General features: G+C 69.6%; 20 protein-coding genes. 15 read left to right on the plus strand and 5 right to left on the minus strand.

What is annotated here, in order from left to right:
* The first annotated feature begins 109 nt into the window (after window positions 1-109).
* From ACZ3HL_RS23965 to ACZ3HL_RS23990, 6 genes are read left to right on the plus strand one after another with little or no spacing between them, the layout of a single operon-like run.
* The gene (locus tag ACZ3HL_RS23965) at window positions 110-1,111 is read left to right on the plus strand and encodes a LacI family DNA-binding transcriptional regulator (protein WP_465533791.1); all 1,002 of its coding nucleotides are present in this window, start codon (window positions 110-112) and stop codon (window positions 1,109-1,111) included.
* An 8-nt stretch (window positions 1,112-1,119) separates the two neighbouring features.
* Entirely contained in the window at window positions 1,120-2,742 is a 1,623-nt protein-coding gene (locus ACZ3HL_RS23970; protein WP_465533793.1) for an FAD-dependent oxidoreductase, read from the plus strand.
* Between the two features lie 26 nt (window positions 2,743-2,768).
* Complete coding sequence (locus ACZ3HL_RS23975) at window positions 2,769-4,907, plus strand: hydantoinase/oxoprolinase family protein (protein WP_465533795.1); 2,139 nt, start codon at window positions 2,769-2,771, stop codon at window positions 4,905-4,907.
* Window positions 4,904-5,416: a hypothetical protein gene (locus ACZ3HL_RS23980; protein WP_465411321.1), complete on the plus strand. Its 513-nt coding sequence runs from the start codon at window positions 4,904-4,906 to the stop codon at window positions 5,414-5,416. Before ACZ3HL_RS23975 ends, ACZ3HL_RS23980 begins: the two co-directional genes overlap by 4 nt.
* Before the next feature lies 1 nt (window position 5,417).
* Window positions 5,418-6,689: a transporter gene (locus tag ACZ3HL_RS23985; RefSeq protein WP_465533797.1), complete on the plus strand. Its 1,272-nt coding sequence runs from the start codon at window positions 5,418-5,420 to the stop codon at window positions 6,687-6,689.
* Window positions 6,686-7,414 (plus strand): alpha/beta fold hydrolase, encoded by a 729-nt coding sequence (locus tag ACZ3HL_RS23990; RefSeq protein ID WP_465533799.1) that lies wholly within the window; start codon window positions 6,686-6,688, stop codon window positions 7,412-7,414. Before ACZ3HL_RS23985 ends, ACZ3HL_RS23990 begins: the two co-directional genes overlap by 4 nt.
* Here the strand turns inward: ACZ3HL_RS23990 and ACZ3HL_RS23995 are convergent.
* On the minus strand, window positions 7,401-7,925 hold the full coding sequence (locus ACZ3HL_RS23995; RefSeq protein ID WP_465533801.1) for an SMI1/KNR4 family protein: 525 nt from the start codon (window positions 7,923-7,925) through the stop codon (window positions 7,401-7,403). The genes ACZ3HL_RS23990 and ACZ3HL_RS23995 overlap by 14 nt on opposite strands.
* A 9-nt stretch (window positions 7,926-7,934) precedes the next feature.
* Entirely contained in the window at window positions 7,935-8,672 is a 738-nt protein-coding gene (aztA, locus tag ACZ3HL_RS24000; protein WP_465533803.1) for a zinc ABC transporter ATP-binding protein AztA, read from the minus strand.
* A 48-nt stretch (window positions 8,673-8,720) separates the two neighbouring features.
* Here aztA and aztB point away from each other — a divergent pair, with 48 nt between their 5' ends.
* The 4 genes from aztB to aztD are packed head-to-tail and all read left to right on the plus strand — an operon-like array spanning window position 8,721 to window position 12,861.
* On the plus strand, window positions 8,721-9,572 hold the full coding sequence (gene aztB / locus ACZ3HL_RS24005; protein ID WP_465533805.1) for a zinc ABC transporter permease AztB: 852 nt from the start codon (window positions 8,721-8,723) through the stop codon (window positions 9,570-9,572).
* The gene (locus tag ACZ3HL_RS24010) at window positions 9,569-10,765 is read left to right on the plus strand and encodes a hypothetical protein (RefSeq protein ID WP_465533807.1); all 1,197 of its coding nucleotides are present in this window, start codon (window positions 9,569-9,571) and stop codon (window positions 10,763-10,765) included. Before aztB ends, ACZ3HL_RS24010 begins: the two co-directional genes overlap by 4 nt.
* The gene (gene aztC / locus ACZ3HL_RS24015) at window positions 10,762-11,661 is read left to right on the plus strand and encodes a zinc ABC transporter substrate-binding protein AztC (RefSeq protein ID WP_465533809.1); all 900 of its coding nucleotides are present in this window, start codon (window positions 10,762-10,764) and stop codon (window positions 11,659-11,661) included. The genes ACZ3HL_RS24010 and aztC overlap by 4 nt, the downstream gene beginning before the upstream one ends.
* Before the next feature lie 27 nt (window positions 11,662-11,688).
* A complete protein-coding gene (gene aztD, locus ACZ3HL_RS24020) occupies window positions 11,689-12,861 on the plus strand; it encodes a zinc metallochaperone AztD (RefSeq protein ID WP_465533811.1) in 1,173 nt (390 codons plus the stop codon).
* 300 nt (window positions 12,862-13,161) lie between these two features.
* On the opposite strand, the gene ACZ3HL_RS24025 is transcribed toward aztD, so the two are convergent.
* Window positions 13,162-13,797, minus strand: a complete 636-nt coding sequence (locus ACZ3HL_RS24025; RefSeq protein WP_465533813.1) for a response regulator — start codon at window positions 13,795-13,797, stop codon at window positions 13,162-13,164.
* Window positions 13,794-14,960 carry a sensor histidine kinase gene (locus ACZ3HL_RS24030; protein ID WP_465533815.1) on the minus strand — a complete coding sequence of 389 codons (1,167 nt, stop codon included), beginning with the start codon at window positions 14,958-14,960 and terminating at the stop codon, window positions 13,794-13,796. The genes ACZ3HL_RS24025 and ACZ3HL_RS24030 overlap by 4 nt, the downstream gene beginning before the upstream one ends.
* Window positions 14,961-15,131: 171 nt before the next feature.
* Between ACZ3HL_RS24030 and ACZ3HL_RS24035 the strand changes: the two genes are divergently transcribed.
* The 4 genes from ACZ3HL_RS24035 (at window position 15,132) to ACZ3HL_RS24050 (ending at window position 18,077) form a co-directional block, all read left to right on the plus strand.
* Window positions 15,132-16,214, plus strand: coding sequence for an ABC transporter permease (locus ACZ3HL_RS24035; RefSeq protein ID WP_465533817.1), 1,083 nt, complete (start codon window positions 15,132-15,134; stop codon window positions 16,212-16,214).
* Window positions 16,211-16,894 carry an ABC transporter ATP-binding protein gene (locus tag ACZ3HL_RS24040; RefSeq protein WP_465411309.1) on the plus strand — a complete coding sequence of 228 codons (684 nt, stop codon included), beginning with the start codon at window positions 16,211-16,213 and terminating at the stop codon, window positions 16,892-16,894. The genes ACZ3HL_RS24035 and ACZ3HL_RS24040 overlap by 4 nt, the downstream gene beginning before the upstream one ends.
* An 89-nt stretch (window positions 16,895-16,983) precedes the next feature.
* Window positions 16,984-17,790, plus strand: coding sequence for a type I methionyl aminopeptidase (gene map, locus ACZ3HL_RS24045; RefSeq protein WP_465533819.1), 807 nt, complete (start codon window positions 16,984-16,986; stop codon window positions 17,788-17,790).
* Between the two features lie 137 nt (window positions 17,791-17,927).
* On the plus strand, window positions 17,928-18,077 hold the full coding sequence (locus ACZ3HL_RS24050; RefSeq protein WP_465411307.1) for a hypothetical protein: 150 nt from the start codon (window positions 17,928-17,930) through the stop codon (window positions 18,075-18,077).
* Between the two features lie 14 nt (window positions 18,078-18,091).
* On the opposite strand, the gene ACZ3HL_RS24055 is transcribed toward ACZ3HL_RS24050, so the two are convergent.
* On the minus strand, window positions 18,092-18,769 hold the full coding sequence (locus ACZ3HL_RS24055; RefSeq protein WP_465533821.1) for a hypothetical protein: 678 nt from the start codon (window positions 18,767-18,769) through the stop codon (window positions 18,092-18,094).
* A 266-nt stretch (window positions 18,770-19,035) separates the two neighbouring features.
* Here ACZ3HL_RS24055 and ACZ3HL_RS24060 point away from each other — a divergent pair, with 266 nt between their 5' ends.
* Window positions 19,036-19,401 carry an ArsR/SmtB family transcription factor gene (locus ACZ3HL_RS24060; RefSeq protein WP_465411305.1) on the plus strand — a complete coding sequence of 122 codons (366 nt, stop codon included), beginning with the start codon at window positions 19,036-19,038 and terminating at the stop codon, window positions 19,399-19,401.
* Window positions 19,402-19,550 lie beyond the last annotated feature (149 nt).

Raw genomic sequence — 19,550 nt, forward strand, 5'->3', positions numbered from 1 at the left:
TAGTCCTGCTCAGCGACGGTACCGGACAGGAAGTGCCGGTTTCCTTGATTTCGCCGGATCCCGCACAGATGCTCGGCTAAACCGCATTAGCCCACATCGAGGAGCCGGAATGGCAGCAGGACGCCGTCCGCCGCGGCAGGCGGACATCGCCCGCATCGCCGGGGTGTCGCAGGCGACCGTCTCCGTGGTGCTCGGCGGCAACCGCTCCGTGCGGATGGCCGAGTCGACGCGGCAACGGGTGATGGAGGTGGCGCAGGATCTCGGCTACGTGCCGCATCCGGTCGCGACCCGGCTCGCGCGTTCGCGCTCGAACCTGCTCGGTCTCTACACGTTCCGCAGCGCTTTCCCGACCGACGAGGCCGACACCTACCACCCGATCCTGTCCGGTGTGGAGGAAGAGGCGGCGAAATTGGGCCAGGACCTCATCCTGTTCACCGGCACCAGCGGACCGGGCGCCCGGCAGGAGGCCGCGATCCGCCGCACCCGGCTGGCCGACGGCTGTCTGTTCTTCGGCAGGCACGTCCCGGAAGGTCCGGTGGCCCGGCTCGTCGACGACGGCTTCCCGCTGGTCTACATCGGACGGCGGCCGGAGCTCGGCGGCCGGATCCCTTACGTCGGCGCCGATTACGTGACGGCGTCCGCGCTGGTGCTGCGGCGCCTGCTCGATCTCGGCCACCGCGAAATCCGGTATGTGCGCGAGGCGGACGAGGCACCGTCGTCGGAAGACCGGCAGCGCGGAGTGCTCCGCGCCGCACCGCGGACGGGCGTCGTCCGGTTGCAGGGTCCGGAGGTCACCGCGACGACCGTGCGCGGCTGGATCGCCGACGGGGCCACCGCCGTGGTGGTGGAGGGGACCGACACCGGTGCGGCGTACCGCGCGGTGCGGCGTGCCGTCGACACCGCGGGACTGTCCACTCCGGACGATCTCTCGCTGGCGGTGCTCGGTGGCCCGCCAGGGGTGAGCGGTTTCGAGGTCCCCATGCGGGAGATGGGCAGACGCGCGGTGCGGCTGCTGGTCGACCTCGTGACCGAAAAGACGACCGCGCCGCAGCAGCTGCTGCGGTGCCCTTTGGTGGACGGCGCGCAGGTCGGCCCACCACGATCCCGATAGGACGAACCATGTACGAACTCGGCACCGAGATCCTCGTCGCGGGCGGCGGGGTGGGCGGCGTCGCCGCGGCGCTCGCCGCCGCCTCGGCGGGCCATCACGTCGTGCTGACCGAGGAAACCGACTGGCTCGGCGGCCAGTTCACCGCACAGGCCGTGCCCCCGGACGAGAACCCGTGGATCGAACGCTTCGGTGGCACGGCGTCGTATCGCGCCTTCCGTGAGGGCGTGCGCGACTACTACCGGCGGAACTATCCGCTGCGCGCCGAAGCGGCGGCGTTGACCGACCTCAACCCGGGCGCGGGCCGGGTCAGCAAGCTGTGTCACGAGCCGCGGGTGGCGCTCGCCGTGCTGGAGGCGATGCTGGCGCCGCACCGGGCCGCCGGACGGCTCACCGTGCTGCTTCGCCATCGGCCGGTGGCGGCGGAGGTGAGCGGTGATCGGGTCGACGTCGTCACGTTCGAAGGGCCTGGTGGGGAGCGCACCGCGGTGCGTGCGCGATACGTGCTCGACGCGACCGAGAACGGCGATCTGCTGCCGTTGACCGGTACCGAATTCGCGATCGGCGCCGAAGCCCAGTCCGACCACGGCGAACCGCACGCCCCGGAACACGCGGATCCCGGCAACCTCCAGGGGATCACCTATTGCTTCGCCTTGTCGCATCACGCGGGTGAGGACCACACGATCGACCGGCCGGAGATGTACGGCTTCTGGCGCGAGTACCAGCCGGACTTCTGGCCGGGCCGATTACTCGGTTTCCTCGCGCCGGATCCGCGTTCGCTGGCGCCGGTCGGCCGCACCTTCGACCCGAACCCGGACACCGATCCGCTGGCGGTGAGCGCGGACCAGAGTGCCGACGCCGGCGACAAGGAACTGTGGGGATTCCGCCGGATCCTCGCGCGCAAGCTGCACCAGCCGGGCTCCTTCGACTCCGACATCACGCTGGTGAACTGGCCTCTCAACGACTACTGGCTGCGGCCCGCGGTGGAGATCGACGGCGTGAGCACCGCCTCGGACGTCGCGCTGGCGCATCACGAGGCCAAACAGCTCTCGTTGTCGGTGCTGTACTGGTTGCAGACGGAGGCACCGCGGCTGGACGGCGGCACCGGCTTCCCCGGGCTGAAGCTCCGCCGGGACGTCGTCGACACCGACGACGGGCTGGCCAAATCCGCCTATGTGCGTGAAGCACGGCGGATCCGGGCCGTGACGACGATCGTCGAGCAGGACGTTTCGCTCGACGTACTCGGCCCCACCGGCCGCAAGCGTCGCGAACACTCCGTGGGTGTCGGCAGCTACCGGATCGATCTGCATCCCTCGACGGCGGGCGACACCTACGTCGATGTCCCGAGCGTCCCGTTCGAGCTTCCACTCGGCGCGTTGCTGCCCCAGCGGATGCGGAACCTGCTGCCCGCCGGCAAGAACATCGGCACGACCCACATCACCAACGGCTGTCACCGGCTGCACCCCGTGGAGTGGAACGTCGGCGAGGTCGCCGGCCATCTCGCCGGATTCGCGGTGCGCGGAGGCGGCGAGCCGCACGCGGTCCGCGAGGACCCGGCGCGGTTCGAGGAGTTCGCCCGCCTGCTGGATCGGGCCGGCGTCGAACGGCGCTGGCCCGAGGTCCGCGGTTACTGACCCCCATTCACCAGGAGGTGTGGACGATGACGTCCCAGCCCACTCCGGTCCGCGTCGGCATCGACGTCGGCGGTACGTTCACCGACGCCGTCGCCGTCGACGCCCGCACGTTCGCGTTGCTCGGCCAGGTCAAGGTCCCGACCAGCCATGACCACGAAGACGGCGTCGCACACGGGATTCTCGAGGCATTGGAGAAGCTCCGCGCCGACGTCGGCATCGGCGCGGAGGACGTGTCGTTCCTCGCGCACGGCACCACCCAGGCGACCAACGCGTTGCTGGAAGGCGACGTGGCGACGGTCGGGATCGCCGGCGTGGGGACCGGTTTCGACGCCTTCGCCACCCGACGGCTCGGGGCCTTCGCGAAAATGGAGCTGGCACCCGGGCGGAAACTCCCGGTGCGGTTCGCGCCGGTGCGTGAGCTCGCCGACGCGGGTGAAGCCGTCGAAGCATTGGTCCGCCAGGGAGCGGAAGTGATCGTCGCCGTCGAACCGTTCAGCGTCGACGATCCGGCGGGGGAGCGGGCGGTGGCGGCCGCCGCACGGGAGCGGGACGTGCTCGCCACGGCCACACACGAGATCACCGGCCTGTACGGGCTCACGAAACGCGCCCGCACCGCGGTGCTGAACGCGGGGATCATGCCGCGCATGGTGTCCACCGCCGATCTGGTCGAGTCGAGTGTGCGGCGGGCGGGCGTGACCGCGCCGTTGATGGTGGTCCGTGGTGACGGCGGGGTCATGTCGTTGCCGGAGATGCGCCGGCGGCCGCTGCTGACGGCGCTGTCCGGGCCCGCCGCGGGTGTCGCCGGCGCGTTGATGGGGGAGAAGCTCAGCGAAGGTCTTTTCCTCGAAACCGGCGGCACGTCCACCGACATCAGCGTGGTCCGTCGCGGGCGGGTGCTCGTTCGGCACGCCCATCTCGGTGGGCACGAGACGTACCTGCCCGCCCTCGACGTGCGCACGATCGGCATCGGCGGCGGTTCCCTGATCCGGTTTTCCGGACGCGCCGTGACCGACGTGGGGCCACGCAGCGCGCATATCGCGGGCCTGCCGTACGCGTGTTTCGCGCCCGCGTCGGCGCTGGAGGGGGCGAAACTGATCACCGTCTCCCCACGGCCGGACGATCCGAGTGACTACGTCGCGCTGGAAGCGGCCGACGGCAAGCGGTACGCGCTCACGCTGACGTGTGCCGCCAACGCGCTCGGCATCGTGCCCGCCGATTCCTACGCGCGTTCGGAGGCGGAATCCGCGCGGCTGGCACTGGCGCCGCTCGCCGAGGCGATGGGCACGTCGGGTGAGGAAGCCGCCCGGACGGTGATGCGCCAAGCGGTGAAGCCGGTACGCGCGGTCGTCGACGAACTGATCCGGGAGTATCGGCTGGACCGGCCGACCCTCGTCGGTGGCGGAGGCGGGGCGGCCTCGGTCACCCCCTTCCTCGGCGAGGATTCCGGGCACGAGTGGCGGATCGCCGCGCACGCGGAAGTGATCAGCCCGCTCGGCGCCGCGCTGGCGCTGGTCCGGGAGTCGGTCGAGCGGATCGTGCCCAGTCCCTCCAACGCCGACGTCCTCGCCGTGCGGACCGAAGCCGAAGCCGCCGTGGTCGCGCAGGGTGCCGACCCGGCGGGCGTCGAGGTCGACGTCACGGTCGACCCTCAGCGCAACCTGGTGCGCGCGGTCGCCACTGGCGCGACCGAGCTGCGCACCAAGGACCGTGCCTCCACAGTGGACGATGAGGCGGTCGGAACCGCCGTCGCGCGCAGCATCGGTGTCGGACCTGATCGGTTGAGGCGCGTCGCGAGCACGGCACACCACCGTGTCTTCGCCGCGTCGGCCCGGCGGCAAGGAGTGTTCGGCCGGTTCACGAAACCGGTCCGGCATGTGCGGGTCGTCGACGGCGAAGGCGTGATCCGGCTGCACGGTGCGGGGGCTGTCGTCGAGACCTCCGACGCCGGTGCCGCCCAGGCTCGGCTGGCCACGCTCGCCGACCAGCACACCCGTTACGGCGACGGCGGTTCTCGTGCTCCGGCGGTGTGGTTGCTGGTGGGGCCCAAGATCGCGGACCTGTCCGGCGTGCTCGACCGGGACCAGCTGCTCGCGTTGGCCGGGGCCGAGTTGAAGACCCGCGCGAGTGACGAGCCGGTCGTCGTGATTCTGCAGGACCGCCGATGAGCGACGTCGATCTGGCGGTCGGCCTGCTGCGCGCGACGCCCACCCACGAGAACCGTTCCGACGCGCAACTGCGTACCTGGGCGGAGATCGCGCTGGCCTACGGCGACGAACTGGCCGCCGGCAACGATTCCGGCGACGTCCAGGTCGTGGAGCGCGAAGGTGGCGTCAGCGACGGCGAACTGGTGCTCGCCGAGCATCAGCGCGGCTCCGTCATCGTGTACCCCGATGCCTTGCGCCGAGTCGAAAAGCTGGCACGAGCACGCGGATGGCCGATCACCCGGGAAGCGCTGCGCCGGGCCGCCGTGGCACACGAACTCGCCCACCACCGGCTCGACGTGCGCGAGCTGAACCGGCGGCTCGGGCATACCGCGTTCCGGCTCGGACCGCTGCGCCTGCGCGGCCACGTCGCCGGGGCGGAAGAGATCACCGCGCACCGCTTCGCCCACCACCGCAGTGGCCTGGCCGTCAGCCCGCTGCTCATCACCACCGCGCTCGCGGGAGGGAACTGACATGGGAATCGCGATTCTCGTCCTGATGGCGGTGGGCGTCGTGCTCATGCTCACCCGAGTGCTGCCCACCGCGTTCGCGCTGGTGCTGCTCGCGCTCGGGATCGCCGTACTCGCCGGAGCTCCCCTGACGGGCGCGAAGGACAGCATCCTGACCGGAGTGCTCCAGACCGGCTCGGCGACCCTGGCGTCCACGATGATCGCCGTCCTGCTCGGTTCCTGGCTCGGCACGCTCATGGACGAGACCGGTATCGCCGGAACGCTCGTGCGGAAGATCGTCGAGTTCGGCGGGGAACGGCCGTCGGTCGTCGCGCTCGGCGTGTTCGCCGTGTCGATCCTGTGCGGCAGCATCACCGGTTCGGCTCCGGCGGCCATGCTCGCGGGCGTCGTCGGCATCCCCGCGATGATCGCCGTGGGGGTCAGCCCCGTCGCCGCCGGTGGCACGGTGCTGATGGGCATCTCGGCCGGAGCACCGCTGGAACTGGCCGTTTGGCAGTTCCTGTCCGACGCGCTGGGCGCGCCTGTCTCCGACGTCAAGTCGATCATGATCAAGCTGTTCCCGCTCGCGCTCGTCGTGGGCATCGCCTACGTCCTCATCCAGACGCGGCACGGCGCCCGGCACACGTGGGCGGTGAAACTGGAGCGGCCGAAGGCGCGCGTGCGCCGCGGCGACGCACCTTGGTATGCGTTGCTTTCGCCACTGTTGCCCATCGTCCTCGCGCTCGGGTTCGCGGTGCCGATCGTGCCGTCCCTGCTGGCCGGGGTGGTCTACGCACTCGTGACGACGACGAAATGGGGCGAGCTCAGCGGACGTGGCCTGCGCTCGCTGTACAAGGCGTTCGACGTCGCGGCGCCGCCGATCGTGTTGTTCGTCGCGATCGGAATGCTGCTGGCCGCCGTGAAACTTCCCGGCGCGAAGGACGCGCTGACGCCGATCGTGGCGGCGATCAGCCCGTCCGGGGCGGTGTGGTTCGTCGTGGTCTTCGCGGCGCTGGTCCCACTGTGCCTGTTCCGCGGTCCGCTCAACGTGTTCGGGCTCGGTGCCGGTGTCGCGGGTGTGCTGGTCACCGGCGGCATCTACCCGCTTCCGGCCGTCGTCGGGCTGATGGCGTCCTACAACCAGGTGTTCAGCGTCTCCGACCCCACGAGCACTCAAACCGTGTGGGCGTCCCAGTACGCCGGGGTGCGTCCCGAACGCGCGATGGTCTCGACGCTGCCGTACACCTGGCTGGTCGGTTTGGGCGGCATGGTGCTCACGGCGGTGCTGTACCTGTGATCACGACGTCCGACGGACTCCGGCTCGACAGCATCAGGCACGATGGGGGCCCGGAGACGGTCGTGTTCGTCCACGGCATCACCGCGGACCTCGACGAGAACGGGCTCTTCACCGAGCTCGCGCAGAGGCTCGCCGCCGCGGGATTCACCGTGCTGAGGTTCTCCTTCCGCGGGCACGGCCGTAGTGACGGGCGGCCGAGAGACATGACCATCGCGGGCGAACTCCTGGACCTGCGCGCCGTGGTGGAGTCGGTGGGCGGCCCCGTTTCGGTGGTGGCGTCGAGCTTCGGTGCGGTCAGCACGGCACTGTCGCCGGCGTCGCTACCGGTGCGGCGGGTCGTGCTGTGGCAGCCGGTGCTCGACCTGCGCCGTACGTTCCTGGAGCCGGAGCTGCCCAGGGGTATCGCGTTGTACTCGGACCGCGCTTCGTTGGCACAGAACGGGTTCCTGAACGTCGAAGGCCGGTTCGAGCTCGGCGCGGCGCTGTTCGAGGAGTTCGCCCACCTCGACCCGAGGGGTGCCTTCCTGGCATCCAGAATGCCCGCGCTCGTCGTCCACGGCTCGGGAGACGAGCACGTTTCTCACGACATCGCGCGGGAAACGGCCTTGGCACGGGCCGGGACGGATTGGCATTCTCTGGCGGGCGCGGGACACGGGTTCGGGGACTCGGCGGAAGAGGCGCTGGACGTCACCGTGCGGTGGCTTTCGCGGGTCAGGGTCGGCTGAGCCGCTCGTCGATCTCGTCGAGGATTTTGGCCATGCTCGCCCAATCCGACTCGTAGATCCCCTCGCTGGCGTACCACTCCATCACGCAGCCGTGGTGCTCGCCCGTCCGGAGATCGACGCACAGCAGTCCTCCGTCGATGGCCCGGCCGACGGGGACGTTCGCCGTGCAGAACGGGAACCCGGCCTGGCCCGCTTGCTTGCGGTGTGTTCCTTCCGACGTGCAGCAGCCAGGGTCTGGGTACCGCGACTGCCTGGCGTATTCCTCCTCGGCTCGCGCCACCGGCAGAGGCTGGTAGCCCTTCGGGATAAGGTTTCCGGCTCCGTGAACGCGCTGGTCGTCGACGCCGTCCATGAGGGCCCACCAGGTGAGCAGTTCGGACGGGAACTCGAGGCCGACGCGCTTTCGCAGACGTTCGACGTGTGCTGCCGGCGCCGGTGGCCGGATTTCCCGCGCGGTGGCGGGTGCGTGCTCGGACAGAAAGGCCATGATGCGCCGCCACGTCGCTTCCATCGGTGCACCCTAGCGAGAATCAGCGGCCTCAGGTGGCTGGATGCGGGCCGGCAGGCCCCATGCCTCCGCCACGCGTTCCGGGGTCAGCACCGACGCCGGTTCGCCTTCGCCGACGAGCCGCCCGTCCTGGAGCAGCAGGCAGTGATCGGCCCGGCCCGCCACCTCCAGATCGTGGGTGACGCGCAGGATGGTCGTGCCTTCGGCGAGCGTGGCGCGCAGGGCTTCGTCGATCAGGCCGCGGGCGTGCAGATCGAGCCCGGCCGATGGCTCGTCGAGCAGCAGAAGCCCGGCTTGCTGAGCCAACCCCTGCGCCACCAGTGCCCGTTGACGTTGCCCGCCGGACAACGTGCCGATCAATCGGTCCGCGATCGACGTGATCTCCAGTAGGTCCAGGCATCCCGCGACGATCTTCCGGTCCATCTTGGACAGTCGCCGCCAGTGCCCCCGGTGCGCCCAGCGCCCCATCGTGACGGTGGCGCGGACGGTGATCGGCAGCGACCGCGACACCTCGCTCTGCTGGGTCACGTAGGCGACGCGTCCCGGGTCCCGCCGGGTCACCGCGCCGGTGGTCGGCGGAAGCACGCCCGCGACGAGGTTCAGCAGCGACGATTTCCCCGCTCCGTTCGCGCCGGCGATCGCGGTGAGCCGTGCCGACGGTACCTGGGCGGTGATTCCGCGCAGCACCTCACGGGAGCCGTAGTGGGCGTGCGCGCGGTCGATCGTGAGCGCCGCTGTGTCCGGGGTCATCGACACCTCTTTCGGATAATGACAATCATTGCCACTATAGTGTGACGCGTGGAGTGGTTGCTGATCCCCTTCGAGGTGTCGTTCGTACAGCGTGCGCTGGTGGCGGGAGTACTCGTTTCGGCGGTGTGCGCCGTCGTGGGCACCTGGGTGGTGTTGCGCGGCATGGCTTTCATCGGCGACGCGATGTCGCACGGCATGTTGCCCGGCGTGGCGATCGCCTCGCTGACCGGCATGAACCTGTTGATCGGCGCGGCGATCAGCGCCGGGGTGATGGCGCTCGGCGTGACCGCGCTCGGCCGTTCGCGGCGATTGTCCGAGGACACCACGATCGGGCTGCTCTTCGTGGGGATGCTCGCGAGCGGCGTGATCATCGTGTCCCACTCGCGGTCGTTCGCGGTCGATCTCACCGGCTTCCTGTTCGGCGACGTGCTCGCCGTCGGATCGGGTGATCTGGTGGGCCTGGCGATCACCCTTCTGGTCGTGGGGGCGGTGGCGTTGGCGGGGCACCGTTCGTTCACCGCGCTCACCTTCGACGTCCGCAAAGCACACACACTGGGGCTTCGTCCACGCCTGGCCAACGCGGTGCTGCTGGGGCTGGTCACGTTGACGATCGTCGCGTCGTTCCGCGTGGTGGGGACGTTGCTGGTGTTCGGGCTGCTCATCGCCCCCGCCGCGGCGGCGCTCTTCTGGTCGCGGCGGATCACCACGATCATGCTCATCGCGGCGCTGCTCGGCATCGCCGCCACGGTCGGCGGCCTGCTCGTGTCCTGGCATTGGGGCACCGCGGCGGGCGCGACCATCGCCGCCGGCGCGGTCCTCCTGTTCTTCCTTTCCGCGTTCCTGTCCTTCGCACGACAGCGAATCCGTTCCCTGACACCGGAGATCGAGAGCTCACGATGAAACTGAAAGCAGTGACGGTGGTCGTCGCGGCGCTGACCCTGGCGGCGTGCGGCTCGGAGCAGCCGAAGGAGGTGACCGCGGAAGTCCCGCACGGCTACGTCGAAGGCGCCGAGGAGGCGGCCGAGGCGCAGTCGCGGCTGATCGTCGCCGACACGGACACCGGCGCCGTACGCGTCGTCGACCTGATCACCGAGGAAGTGCACGAGGCCGGACGAGTCGACGGAGTGCGAACCGTGACCGGCGACGGCCGATTCGGTTACCTGACCGCTCGCGACGGCGCGATCCGGGTGATCGACAGCGGCTCGTGGATGGTCGACCACGGAGACCACGTCCACTACTACCGGTCGAAAGTCCGGGATGTCGGCGTCGCGCCCGGCAAAGAGCCCTTGGCGGCCTACAGCGATCCAGTCGTCACCGTACTGTCCTATTCGGACGGTTCGGCGACGTTGCTGGATCGGGCCGCGCTCGACAAGGGTTCCGTGACCGAACTGGGGAAGATCCCGCGTGAGCCGCACGCGGCTGTCGCGGTCCCGTACGGCGGGCACATCATCGCCACGGTGGCCGATGCGGGGAAGCCGTTCGCCCGCGGCGTACGCGTCCACGACCGCCAGGGCAAAGCGGTGGCGGAAATCGGCCAGCCGTGCCCGGAATTGCAGGGCCAGGCCGTGACCAGGCGCGGAGTCGTTTTCGGTTGCGCGGACGGCGCCCTGCTGGTGACCGAAAAGGACGGTGCGTTCGCCGGGGTGAAGATCCCGTACCCGCGCACTGTCACCGCGCAGGAACGCGCCACCGCCTTCTTCCACCGCCCCGGCAGCTCCACGCTCGCGGCGCGGGCGGGGGAGTCCGCGGTGTGGTCACTGGACGTCGGGCGCCGTAGCTGGCAGCACGTCGAAACCGGCCCGGTCGCCGCGGTGAACGCCGTCGGAGAGGGCGGCCCGCTGCTGGTCCTCGCCAGGGACGGACAGCTGCGCTCCTTCGACAGCGCCGGAAAGGAACAGACGGCCATCCCGCTCCTGACCCCGGAGGCGGCCGCCGCCGACGTTTCGTCGATCCAGGTCGATTCCACCCGCGCCTACGTCAACGACCCGCTCTCGGCCGAGGTGTTCGAGATCGACTACAACGACAACCTCCGGCGCGCCAGGACACTGAAGGTCGGCGGCAAGGCGGGGCACATCGTGGAGACCGGCCGATGAGGCGCCGCGTACTCGCCCTGTTCGTGGTGGCGCTGCTGGCGGCGGCCGGCTGCTCCGGGACCGGCGGGGGCGGCAAGTCGGTCGTCGTCACGACGAACATCCTCGGTGACATCACTCGTGCCGTGGTCGGTGATCAGGCCGAGGTGACGGTGCTGATGAAGCCGAACGCGGACCCGCATTCCTTCGGTATCTCCGCACAGCAGGCGGCCCAGGTCGAACGTGCCGGTCTGATCGTCTACAACGGACTCGGCCTCGAAGAGGGTATCCTGCGCACTGTCCGCACAGCCGAGGAAAGCGGCGTACCGGCGTTGCCCGCCGGGGAGCGGGCGAACCCGATCAGTTACGCCGACAACAAGCCGGATCCCCACTTCTGGACGGATCCGGCACGGGTGCGCGACGCGGTGAAGGCGATCGCCGACGAGGTCGTCGCCCATGTCGACGGGGTCGACGAAGCGGTGATCCGCGCCAACGCCGAACGCTATCGCGGCGAGATCGATGCGCTCGACAAGATGATGGCCGAGAAGTTCGGCGGGATTCCACCGGAACGCCGGAAGCTCGTCACGAATCACCACGTGTTCGGGTACCTGGCCCAGCGGTTCGGATTCCAGGTCGTCGGCGCCGTGATCCCCGGCGGGACCACGCTCGCTTCACCGAGTTCCTCGGATCTGAAGGCCCTCGCCGACACCGTTCGCGCCGCGGGAGTGCCGGTGATCTTCGCCGATTCCTCACAACCGGACCGGCTCGCGCGGGTTCTGGCCGAGCAGGCGGGGCTGCACGTCCAGGTGGCCCCGTTGTTCTCGGAATCGCTCAGTGAACCAGGCCAGGGGGCGGCCACCTATCTGGAAATGATGCGCGCCAACACCGAATCGATCACCACCGGTTTGACCCGTTCCTGACCGGAACAGACGAAAGGCACAGGAAAAATGGCACGGAAGACCCGATATCTCGCGCTGATGGCGGCGACGGCGAGCACGCTCGCGCTCGCCGCCTGCGGGACCGAACAGCCGGCGGCGGAGCCGGCGAAGGACGCGGCTCCGGCACCGGTCGTCGCCGATCCGGTGGCCGTCACCTACGACGGCGGAATCGTCCTGCTCGACGGGAACACCTTGAAGGTCGCGAAGAACCTTCCGCTGGAAGGCTTCAACCGTCTCAACCCCGCCGGGAACGACCGGCACCTCCTGGTCTCGACCTCCACCGGGTTCCGGGTCCTCGACGCGGTCGGTGCCGTGCTCACGGACAACGAGGTGAAGGCGGCCAAGCCGGGTCACGTCGTCCGGCACGCCGGCAAGACGGTGCTGTTCGCCGACGGGACCGGTGAAGTGACCGTCTTCGACCCGAAGACGATCGGTACCGCGGCGCTCCCCGCGCCGAAGCACAAGACGCCGGAGGCACATCACGGCGTGGCCGTCGAACTCGCGAACGGCGAACTGCTCACCACCGTCGGCAACGAGGACAAGCGGTCCGGGATCGTGGTGCTGGACAAGGACAAGAAGGAGATCGCGCGCAACGAGCAGTGCCCCGGCGTGCACGGTGAAGCCGCCGCGCGCGGGGAAGCTGTCGTGGTCGGCTGCCAGACCGGTGCGCTGATCTACCGCAACGGCGTCATCACCAAGGTGACCAGCCCGGATCCCTACGGACGCATCGGCAACCAGGCCGGCTCGGACGTCTCCCCGATCACCTTGGGCGACTACAAGGTCGACGAAGCGGCCGAGCTCGAACGCCCGAGCCGGATCTCCCTGATCGACACCGAGAAGGCCACGCTCAAGCACGTCGACATCGGGACCAGCTACACCTTCCGGTCGCTGGCCCGCGGGCCTCAGGGTGAGGCACTGGTACTGGGCACCGACGGCCAGATCCACGTGATCGACCCGGTCAGCGGTGCGGTGACGCGGAAGATCGCCGTCCTCGGCACGTGGCAGGAGCCGATCGAGTGGCAGCAGCCGCGCCCGGCGATCTTCGTCCGGGGCGGGACCGCCTACGTCACCGATCCCGGCAAGAAGGAGATCCACTCGGTGGACCTCGCGTCCGGCACCAAGACCGCGACCGGGACGATTCCGGGAACGCCGAACGAGATCAGCGGGGTGCTCGGGCACTGATTCAGTCGGCGCCTGACAGCAGGCTTCGGTAGCGATGCTGCGAAAGCCACTTTCGCAACCTTCAAGGTTGCGAAAGTGGCTTTCGCAACACGCTCGCCCGAGCAGTTCGGGTCGCAAGCCAGGAGCGTGTCCGATTTGAGTGCTTTGCAAGGGTCGGTGGTGGGTGCAGGGCCCTCGGCCCCGACCACTCACGACCACCGCACCGACCACCTCGCCGCCGACGCCCTCGTCGCGAAAGCCACTTTCGCGACGCCTGATGTCCCGAAAGTGGCTTTCGCGACACGTCAGGGGCCCCTGCGGTCAGCGCCGGATCAGGCCGAGGTCGGTCGCGGTGGCGACGGCCGCGGTGCGCGAATCGACGCCCAGTTTGGTGTAGCTGCGGGCCAGATGGGATTTCACCGTGCCCTCGGTCAGGTGCAGCCGGTCCGCGATGGCCCGGTTGGAGAGACCGTCCGCGACCAGGACCAGGACTTCGATCTCGCGCGGCGTCAGTGCGGTGGCGGGCATCCGCATCCGGTTCATGAGCCGGTCGGCGACGGTCGGGGCGAGCGTGGTCCGCCCGGCCGCGGCGGTGCGCACGGCGGCCGCCAGATCCTCGGGAGGGGCGTCCTTGAGAAGATAACCGGTGGCTCCCGCTTCGATGGCGGGCAGGGTGTCCGCGTCGGTGTCGTACGTGGTGACGATGAGCACGCGAGGAGCGTCCGGCCGCGCGGTGATCGCCGCGGTGGCCTCGGCGCCGGTCATCCCGGAGCCGAAACGCAGGTCCATCAGCACGACGTCGATGTCGCCTTCGGCGGCCCGGGTCACCGCTTCCTCGGCGGTCGAGGCTTCGGCCGAGACCACGAGACCCGGTTCGGTTTCCAGTACGGCACGCAGGCCCGCCCGGACGATGGGGTGGTCGTCGGCCAGCAGGAGCCGGATCGGCGGTTCGGTCACGGGCCTTCCTTGGGCAGTCGCGCGGACAGGGTGGTGCCATGGCCGGGGGAGGACTCGACGGTGAGGATCCCGTCCAGCGCTTCGATCCGGGCGCGCATCGCGGTGAGCCCGAAGCCGCTGTGTTCCGGGTCGAAGCCGACGCCGTCGTCGACGACGGCGAGGGTGACGTGCTCATCGCGGTAGCTCAACGTGACTTCGGCGGTGGACGCGTCGGCGTGCCGGACGGTATTCGCCAGGGCCGCCTGACCGATGCGCAGCAAGGCGACCTCGTGCGCGGTCGGCAGCGGAACGACGTCGCCTTCGAGACGGAAGCGCGCGGTGATCCGGTGCCGGTCGCCGGCGGTGGCGCACAGCCGTTCCAGCGCGTCGGCCAGTGTGGTGTCGTCGAGCGCGGGAGGCGACAGGGCGACGACGAACCGGCGGGCTTCGGCGAGGTTGTCCGCGGCGGCCTGCCGAGCCTGCTCGACGTAGCGAGCGGCGTTCCCCGCGGTATCGGGCAGCGTCCTTTCCGCTGCGCGCAACAGGAGTTGAATGCTCGACAGTCCCTGGGCGAGGGTGTCATGGATCTCGTGGGCCAGCCGCTCCCGCTCGGCGAGCACTCCAGCCGCGTGCTGGGCTTCGGCCAGATCGGCGCGGGTGGCGGTGAGCTCCTCGATCAGGTTCCGGCGTCGTTCGCTTTCGCGGTACAGCGCCTGGTAGCCCCAGACGACGGCGACCGCGACGGCGGCGCCGAGTGCCGGGCCGATCGCCGCCGCCGGAACGAACGAACCTTGGTGGGCGGCGAACGCGGTGATGGCCGCCAGCGCGGTCACGATCACGGCCACGAGGCCCTGACGGCGCGGCAGCAGGTGCAACTGCAGGAAGTACAGCGGGAAGGCGACCCAGACGCCGTCGGCGGTCAGCACCAGCAGGACCAGCCACACGAGGCCCACCGCGACCAGCCACCACAGGGCGGCCCGGCGGGACGTCCGGACGCGGGGCAGAAGCGGGCCGGCCGCGTACACCACGGCGCACGTCACGGCCGCCGCGACGATCGCTCCCGCTTCGGGTGAGCCCTCCGCGACCGCCCGCACGGTGGCCAGCGCGAGCAGTGCGACGAGCAGCAGGTGCAGACACCAGGTCAGCACCCGGCTGGTCGGGGTCAAAACGGGCGCGGCGGTCACAGTGCGTCCAGATTACGGAGCGGGATCGGCGAGCGCCTCTATCCAAAGGTAGAGGCGGCGTGCCGTCTTCCGGCCGGCGAAGTGCCATCTCCGGCCGGATGCCGGCGCGGTCAGCGGCGGCGATCGTGGAGAGGTAGCCAGCCCACCCTCCCGAGAGGACAGACCCGAGCCGTGTTCGTCGCCTGGAGAGATCTGAGATTCGCCAAAGGACGGTTCGCCCTGATGGGTGCCGTCGTCGTGCTGATCACCCTGCTGGTCGGCCTGTTGTCCGGGCTCACCGCGGGGCTGGGCGAGCAGAACGTCTCCGCGATCACGGGCCTGCCCGCGGACAAGATCGTCTTCACCGCTCCCGGTGCCGGGCAGAACCTTTCCTATGCCAATTCAGCGGTCACCGAAACACAGCGGCGGAAGTGGGCAGGGACCCCGGGCGTCACCGCGGCCGAACCGCTGGGCATAGCCACCACCAAGGCCACCGCGGGCGACCGCAGCGCCGGGATCTCCGTTTTCGGCGTCCGGACCGGTTCGGCGCTCGCCCCGGACGGCGAAAAGATCACCGCCGACTCGGTGGTGCTGTCGACGTCCGCGGCCGAGGATCTGGACGTCCGGAGCGGGGACACCATCGCCGTAGCCGGGCGCCCGCTGAAGGTCGCCGCCGTGACGGGGGACGCCTGGTTCAGCCACACACCGGTGATCTGGGCGGATCTCGACGTCTGGGCGAAGACGGCGCCACCCACCGACGGCGAGCCGAGCGCGACGGTGCTCGCGCTGACCACCACGGACGACGCCGATCTCGCGGCCACCGACCTCGCCGCCGGCACGACGACGGTCTCGAAGAGCGACTCGCTGTCCGCGATCGGCTCCTACACGTCCGAAAACGGCTCGCTGCAACTGATGCGTGGCTTCCTGTTCGCCATCTCCGCCCTCGTGATCGGCGCCTTCTTCACCGTGTGGACCATCCAGCGCAGCGGTGACATCGCCGTCCTCAAGGCGTTGGGGGCGAGTACCGCCTTCCTGCTGAAGGACGCCCTCGGCCAGGCCGTCGTCCTTCTGGTCGGCGGCACCGCCATCGGAACCGGTTTGGCCGTCGGGCTCGGCACGGCGGTCGCCGGCTCAGCCGTGCCCTTCCTGCTGACTCCGGCCACCGTGCTCGTGCCGTCCGCCGTGATGATCCTGCTCGGTGCGCTGGGTGCGGCGCTTTCCGTCCGCCGCATCACTTCCGTCGACCCGCTGACCGCATTGGGGAGTGCCCGATGAGCCTGAACCTGACCGGTGTCACCCTCACCTATCCCGACGGTGACACCCGCCTCACCGCGCTCGACGACGTCACCCTGGACGTTCCGCCGGGCACGATCACCGCCGTCGCCGGTCCCTCCGGCTCCGGCAAGTCCAGCCTGCTCGCCGTCGCGGCGACCCTCATCACCCCGGACCGGGGGACCGTCACCGTCGACGGCACCACGACCACCGGCCTGACGCGCGGCGAACTCACCGAAATTCGCCGCCGCAAGATCGGGATCGTCTTCCAGCAGCCGAATCTGCTGCCCGCCCTCACGGCCGCCGAACAGCTTCAGGTGATGGCCCGGATCGACGGCCGCTCCCCGGCCGGGGCCCGCGGCGTGGCCATGGACCTGCTGGACGCCGTCGGGCTCGCGGCGCAGGCGGGCCGCCGCCCGCACCAGCTTTCCGGCGGCCAGCGGCAGCGGGTGAACATCGCGCGCGCGTTGATGAACGAGCCGACCGTGCTGCTGATCGACGAGCCGACGAGCGCTCTCGATCACGACCGCGGCGCCGCGGTCGTCGATCTGATCGCCGGCCTGACACGCGAGCGGGCCACCGCCACCGTTCTGGTCACGCACGACCGTGTCCATCTCGCCGCGATGGACCGGATCGTCGAGGTTCACGACGGACGGCTGGGCAGTCCTTCCCCGGTCGGCTGACGGTTCTCCACGAAGGAAGTTGGTATTATTATACCGCCGCCTGCTAGGGTGCCGGTATAATAATACCAACCCTGTGACACGAGGATCCGATGATCGAACTGAAGACGCCCGCCGAGATCGAGCGTATGCACGTGACCGGGCGTTTCGTCGCCGAAGTGCTCACCGAGGTCGGCGACCTCGCGGGCGTTGGCGTCAACCTGATGGACCTGGAACACCACGTCCGCGGCATGATCGAACGGCGTGGTGCGGAGTCTTGCTACTGGGACTACGCGCCGTCCTTCGGCAAAGGCCCGTTCCGCAACGTCATCTGCCTGGCGGTCAACGACGCCGTCCTGCACGGCCTGCCCCACGACTACACGCTGTGCGACGGAGACGTGCTCACCGCGGACCTCGCGGTCAAGATCGACGGCTGGGCGGCCGATTCGGCGCGGACGGTCATCGTCGGGACGCCCGCCGAGGAGGACCTGCGGATCGTCCGCGCCACCGAGGAGGCACTGGAGGCCGCGATCGACGCCGCTCGGCCAGGCAACCGTCTCGGCGACATCTCCGCGGCCATCTGGGCGGTGGCCCGTGCTCACGGCTATCCGGTGAACACTGAGTTCGGCGGCCACGGTATCGGCCGCACCATGCACGAGGAACTCCACATTCCCAACAAGGGCAAGGCAGGGCGCGGCCTGAAGCTCCAGCCGGGGCTCACCGTCGCTCTCGAACCCTGGTTCGCCCGCACGACCGACCGGATCGTCTTCGACGACGACGGCTGGACCATCCGCTCGGCCGACGGTTCACGCGCGGCCCATTCCGAGCACACGGTGGCCATCACCGAGGGCGCCCCACTGGTGCTCACCAGGCGCGAGCACGAGATGTCCGGCGATCGTGTGTACACGAAGGACTCCTGAGCTCGTCCGGCACCACGATGCCGCATCCGGTGGCTTCAGTGACGTTCGACCGAAAACTCCGAATACGGCCCGTCATCGCGGCGCGACCGTTAGAGTGAACGGTCGCTGTAGTCATCACCCGTGAGGAGTAGCGGTTCATGATCGCCGAGAGCGCGAACCAGCAGAGCGTGACCTTCCCGCAGGAAGCCACGCCGATCTTCGACCTGGTCGCGAAGATGGTGGCGCGGACGCAGACCGAGGACGAGCGCGACTTCGACCGCGAAGCCGGACTCGCGACCTCGGTGTAGCTTCCCGTCGAGAGTCATTCAGGCGGCGCGCTCGCGTGAGCACGGAGTTCCGCGGCCGTGCGGCGGGCATGGGCCAGTCCGTCGAGGATCCATTGCGGGGGCTGCCGGTCGTTGGTCGCGATCCGCTCGTAGGCGGCGACCAGCCTTTCCGCGATCTTCAGCCGCGCGTCCGCGGCTGTCGGCTCCCGCGCCGCTTCGTCTTCGCCCTGTTCGGCCGGGATCGCGACCAGGGCGAGGTGTCCGGTCGGCGAACGGGCCGGTTCCGGCACGGGCTCGGCGGCGTCTGGTCGCTGCTCCGGGGCCGGCAGCCTGCGTAGGCGGAAGGCCGTTTGCTCAGTGTGCTCCGGCACACCCTCGCGGCGCGCGCCCTGCGACGGAACGGGATCCGCGCGGAACCGCGCGACCGAGGGCCAGTACCGGGTGCGTACGGACCGCGGTGTCGCTCCGTCGAGCCTGTACGCGATCTCCTGCCAGGTCTTCCCGTCGAGCTTGGCGGCGACCACCGCCGCCTCGAGGATCTGCTGTGCCATCCCGATCAGGCCGGAATGATCCCGCGTCGAGCACGGGTCCTGCTCTGCCGCGGCGTCCACCCGTGCGGCGTTCGCGGCGAGATCGGCCAGCTCCGCCGCATGCGCGGCGAGGGCAAGGTGAGCCCGGGTGGCGGCGGTGGGGATGGAGTGACGTGTGGTCACCGTCCGCACCTCGTGGCGGGCCGGGGGACCGACAAGAGGCTCGCGGAATCCCGCATGCCGTGACTCACAGGTGTTCTCACCTTCTCTGATATGCAAACTTGCATAAATATGCAATTCATGGGCGGGTGTCGATGCTCGAGTAACGCGTTTTTGTGCCCTGATCGGGTGTGCTCGCGCCCGAACGGCGCGAGGTGAGGTTCGGCGGCTCCGGAAATCGGGCACGATCGGGGTTGTGCGGACGGCTGGACCTGCGGGAAGGGATGCCGATGAACAGCCCCCTGTATCAGGCGACGGCGGAGTTCTTCAAGACGCTGGGGCATCCCGTCCGGATCCGCGTGCTCGAACTCCTCAGCGAGCGGGAGCATCACGTCTCGGAGATGCTCGCCGACCTCGGTATCGAGCCCGCCAACCTGTCTCAGCAGCTCGCCGTCCTGCGGCGCGCCAACCTGGTGGTGCCGCGCAAGGAAGGGACGACCGTCTCCTACTCCCTGACCAGTCCGTCGGTCGCCGAACTGCTCGCCGTCGCTCGCGGGATCCTGACCGGGGTCATAGCCGGCCAGCTGGGATTGCTCGACGATCTGCAGAATTCCGCCGGAATTCCCGGTGACGCCCGTTCATCCGAAAAAGACTGAAAACCGGAAACGGTCCATTTCGTTCATTGCGTCAGCTGATCTTCAGTTGTTTTCCTTGCCGTCGTCCGGCCGCTGCTCGCTCGATTCTGAATTGTCCTCGCGGGGGTGCGTGCCATTTCCGGCGGCCGTCCTCCTCGTCTCCTCGACCA

Source organism: Amycolatopsis sp. NPDC000009, from assembly GCF_055563465.1.

What these genes read in the sequence shown, in the direction of transcription:
- ACZ3HL_RS24060 (WP_465411305.1), top strand. Translation starts at nt 19,036, where the DNA reads ATGAACAGCCCCCTGTATCAGGCGACGGCGGAGTTCTTCAAGACGCTG.
- ACZ3HL_RS24010 (WP_465533807.1), top strand. Translation starts at nt 9,569, where the DNA reads ATGAAACTGAAAGCAGTGACGGTGGTCGTCGCGGCGCTGACCCTGGCG.
- ACZ3HL_RS23970 (WP_465533793.1), top strand. Translation starts at nt 1,120, where the DNA reads ATGTACGAACTCGGCACCGAGATCCTCGTCGCGGGCGGCGGGGTGGGC.
- ACZ3HL_RS23965 (WP_465533791.1), top strand. Translation starts at nt 110, where the DNA reads ATGGCAGCAGGACGCCGTCCGCCGCGGCAGGCGGACATCGCCCGCATC.
- ACZ3HL_RS24050 (WP_465411307.1), top strand. Translation starts at nt 17,928, where the DNA reads ATGATCGCCGAGAGCGCGAACCAGCAGAGCGTGACCTTCCCGCAGGAA.
- ACZ3HL_RS23975 (WP_465533795.1), top strand. Translation starts at nt 2,769, where the DNA reads ATGACGTCCCAGCCCACTCCGGTCCGCGTCGGCATCGACGTCGGCGGT.
- map (WP_465533819.1), top strand. Translation starts at nt 16,984, where the DNA reads ATGATCGAACTGAAGACGCCCGCCGAGATCGAGCGTATGCACGTGACC.
- aztC (WP_465533809.1), top strand. Translation starts at nt 10,762, where the DNA reads ATGAGGCGCCGCGTACTCGCCCTGTTCGTGGTGGCGCTGCTGGCGGCG.
- ACZ3HL_RS23985 (WP_465533797.1), top strand. Translation starts at nt 5,418, where the DNA reads ATGGGAATCGCGATTCTCGTCCTGATGGCGGTGGGCGTCGTGCTCATG.
- ACZ3HL_RS23995 (WP_465533801.1), bottom strand. Translation starts at nt 7,925, where the DNA reads ATGGAAGCGACGTGGCGGCGCATCATGGCCTTTCTGTCCGAGCACGCA.
- aztD (WP_465533811.1), top strand. Translation starts at nt 11,689, where the DNA reads ATGGCACGGAAGACCCGATATCTCGCGCTGATGGCGGCGACGGCGAGC.
- ACZ3HL_RS24040 (WP_465411309.1), top strand. Translation starts at nt 16,211, where the DNA reads ATGAGCCTGAACCTGACCGGTGTCACCCTCACCTATCCCGACGGTGAC.
- aztA (WP_465533803.1), bottom strand. Translation starts at nt 8,672, where the DNA reads ATGACCCCGGACACAGCGGCGCTCACGATCGACCGCGCGCACGCCCAC.
- ACZ3HL_RS23980 (WP_465411321.1), top strand. Translation starts at nt 4,904, where the DNA reads ATGAGCGACGTCGATCTGGCGGTCGGCCTGCTGCGCGCGACGCCCACC.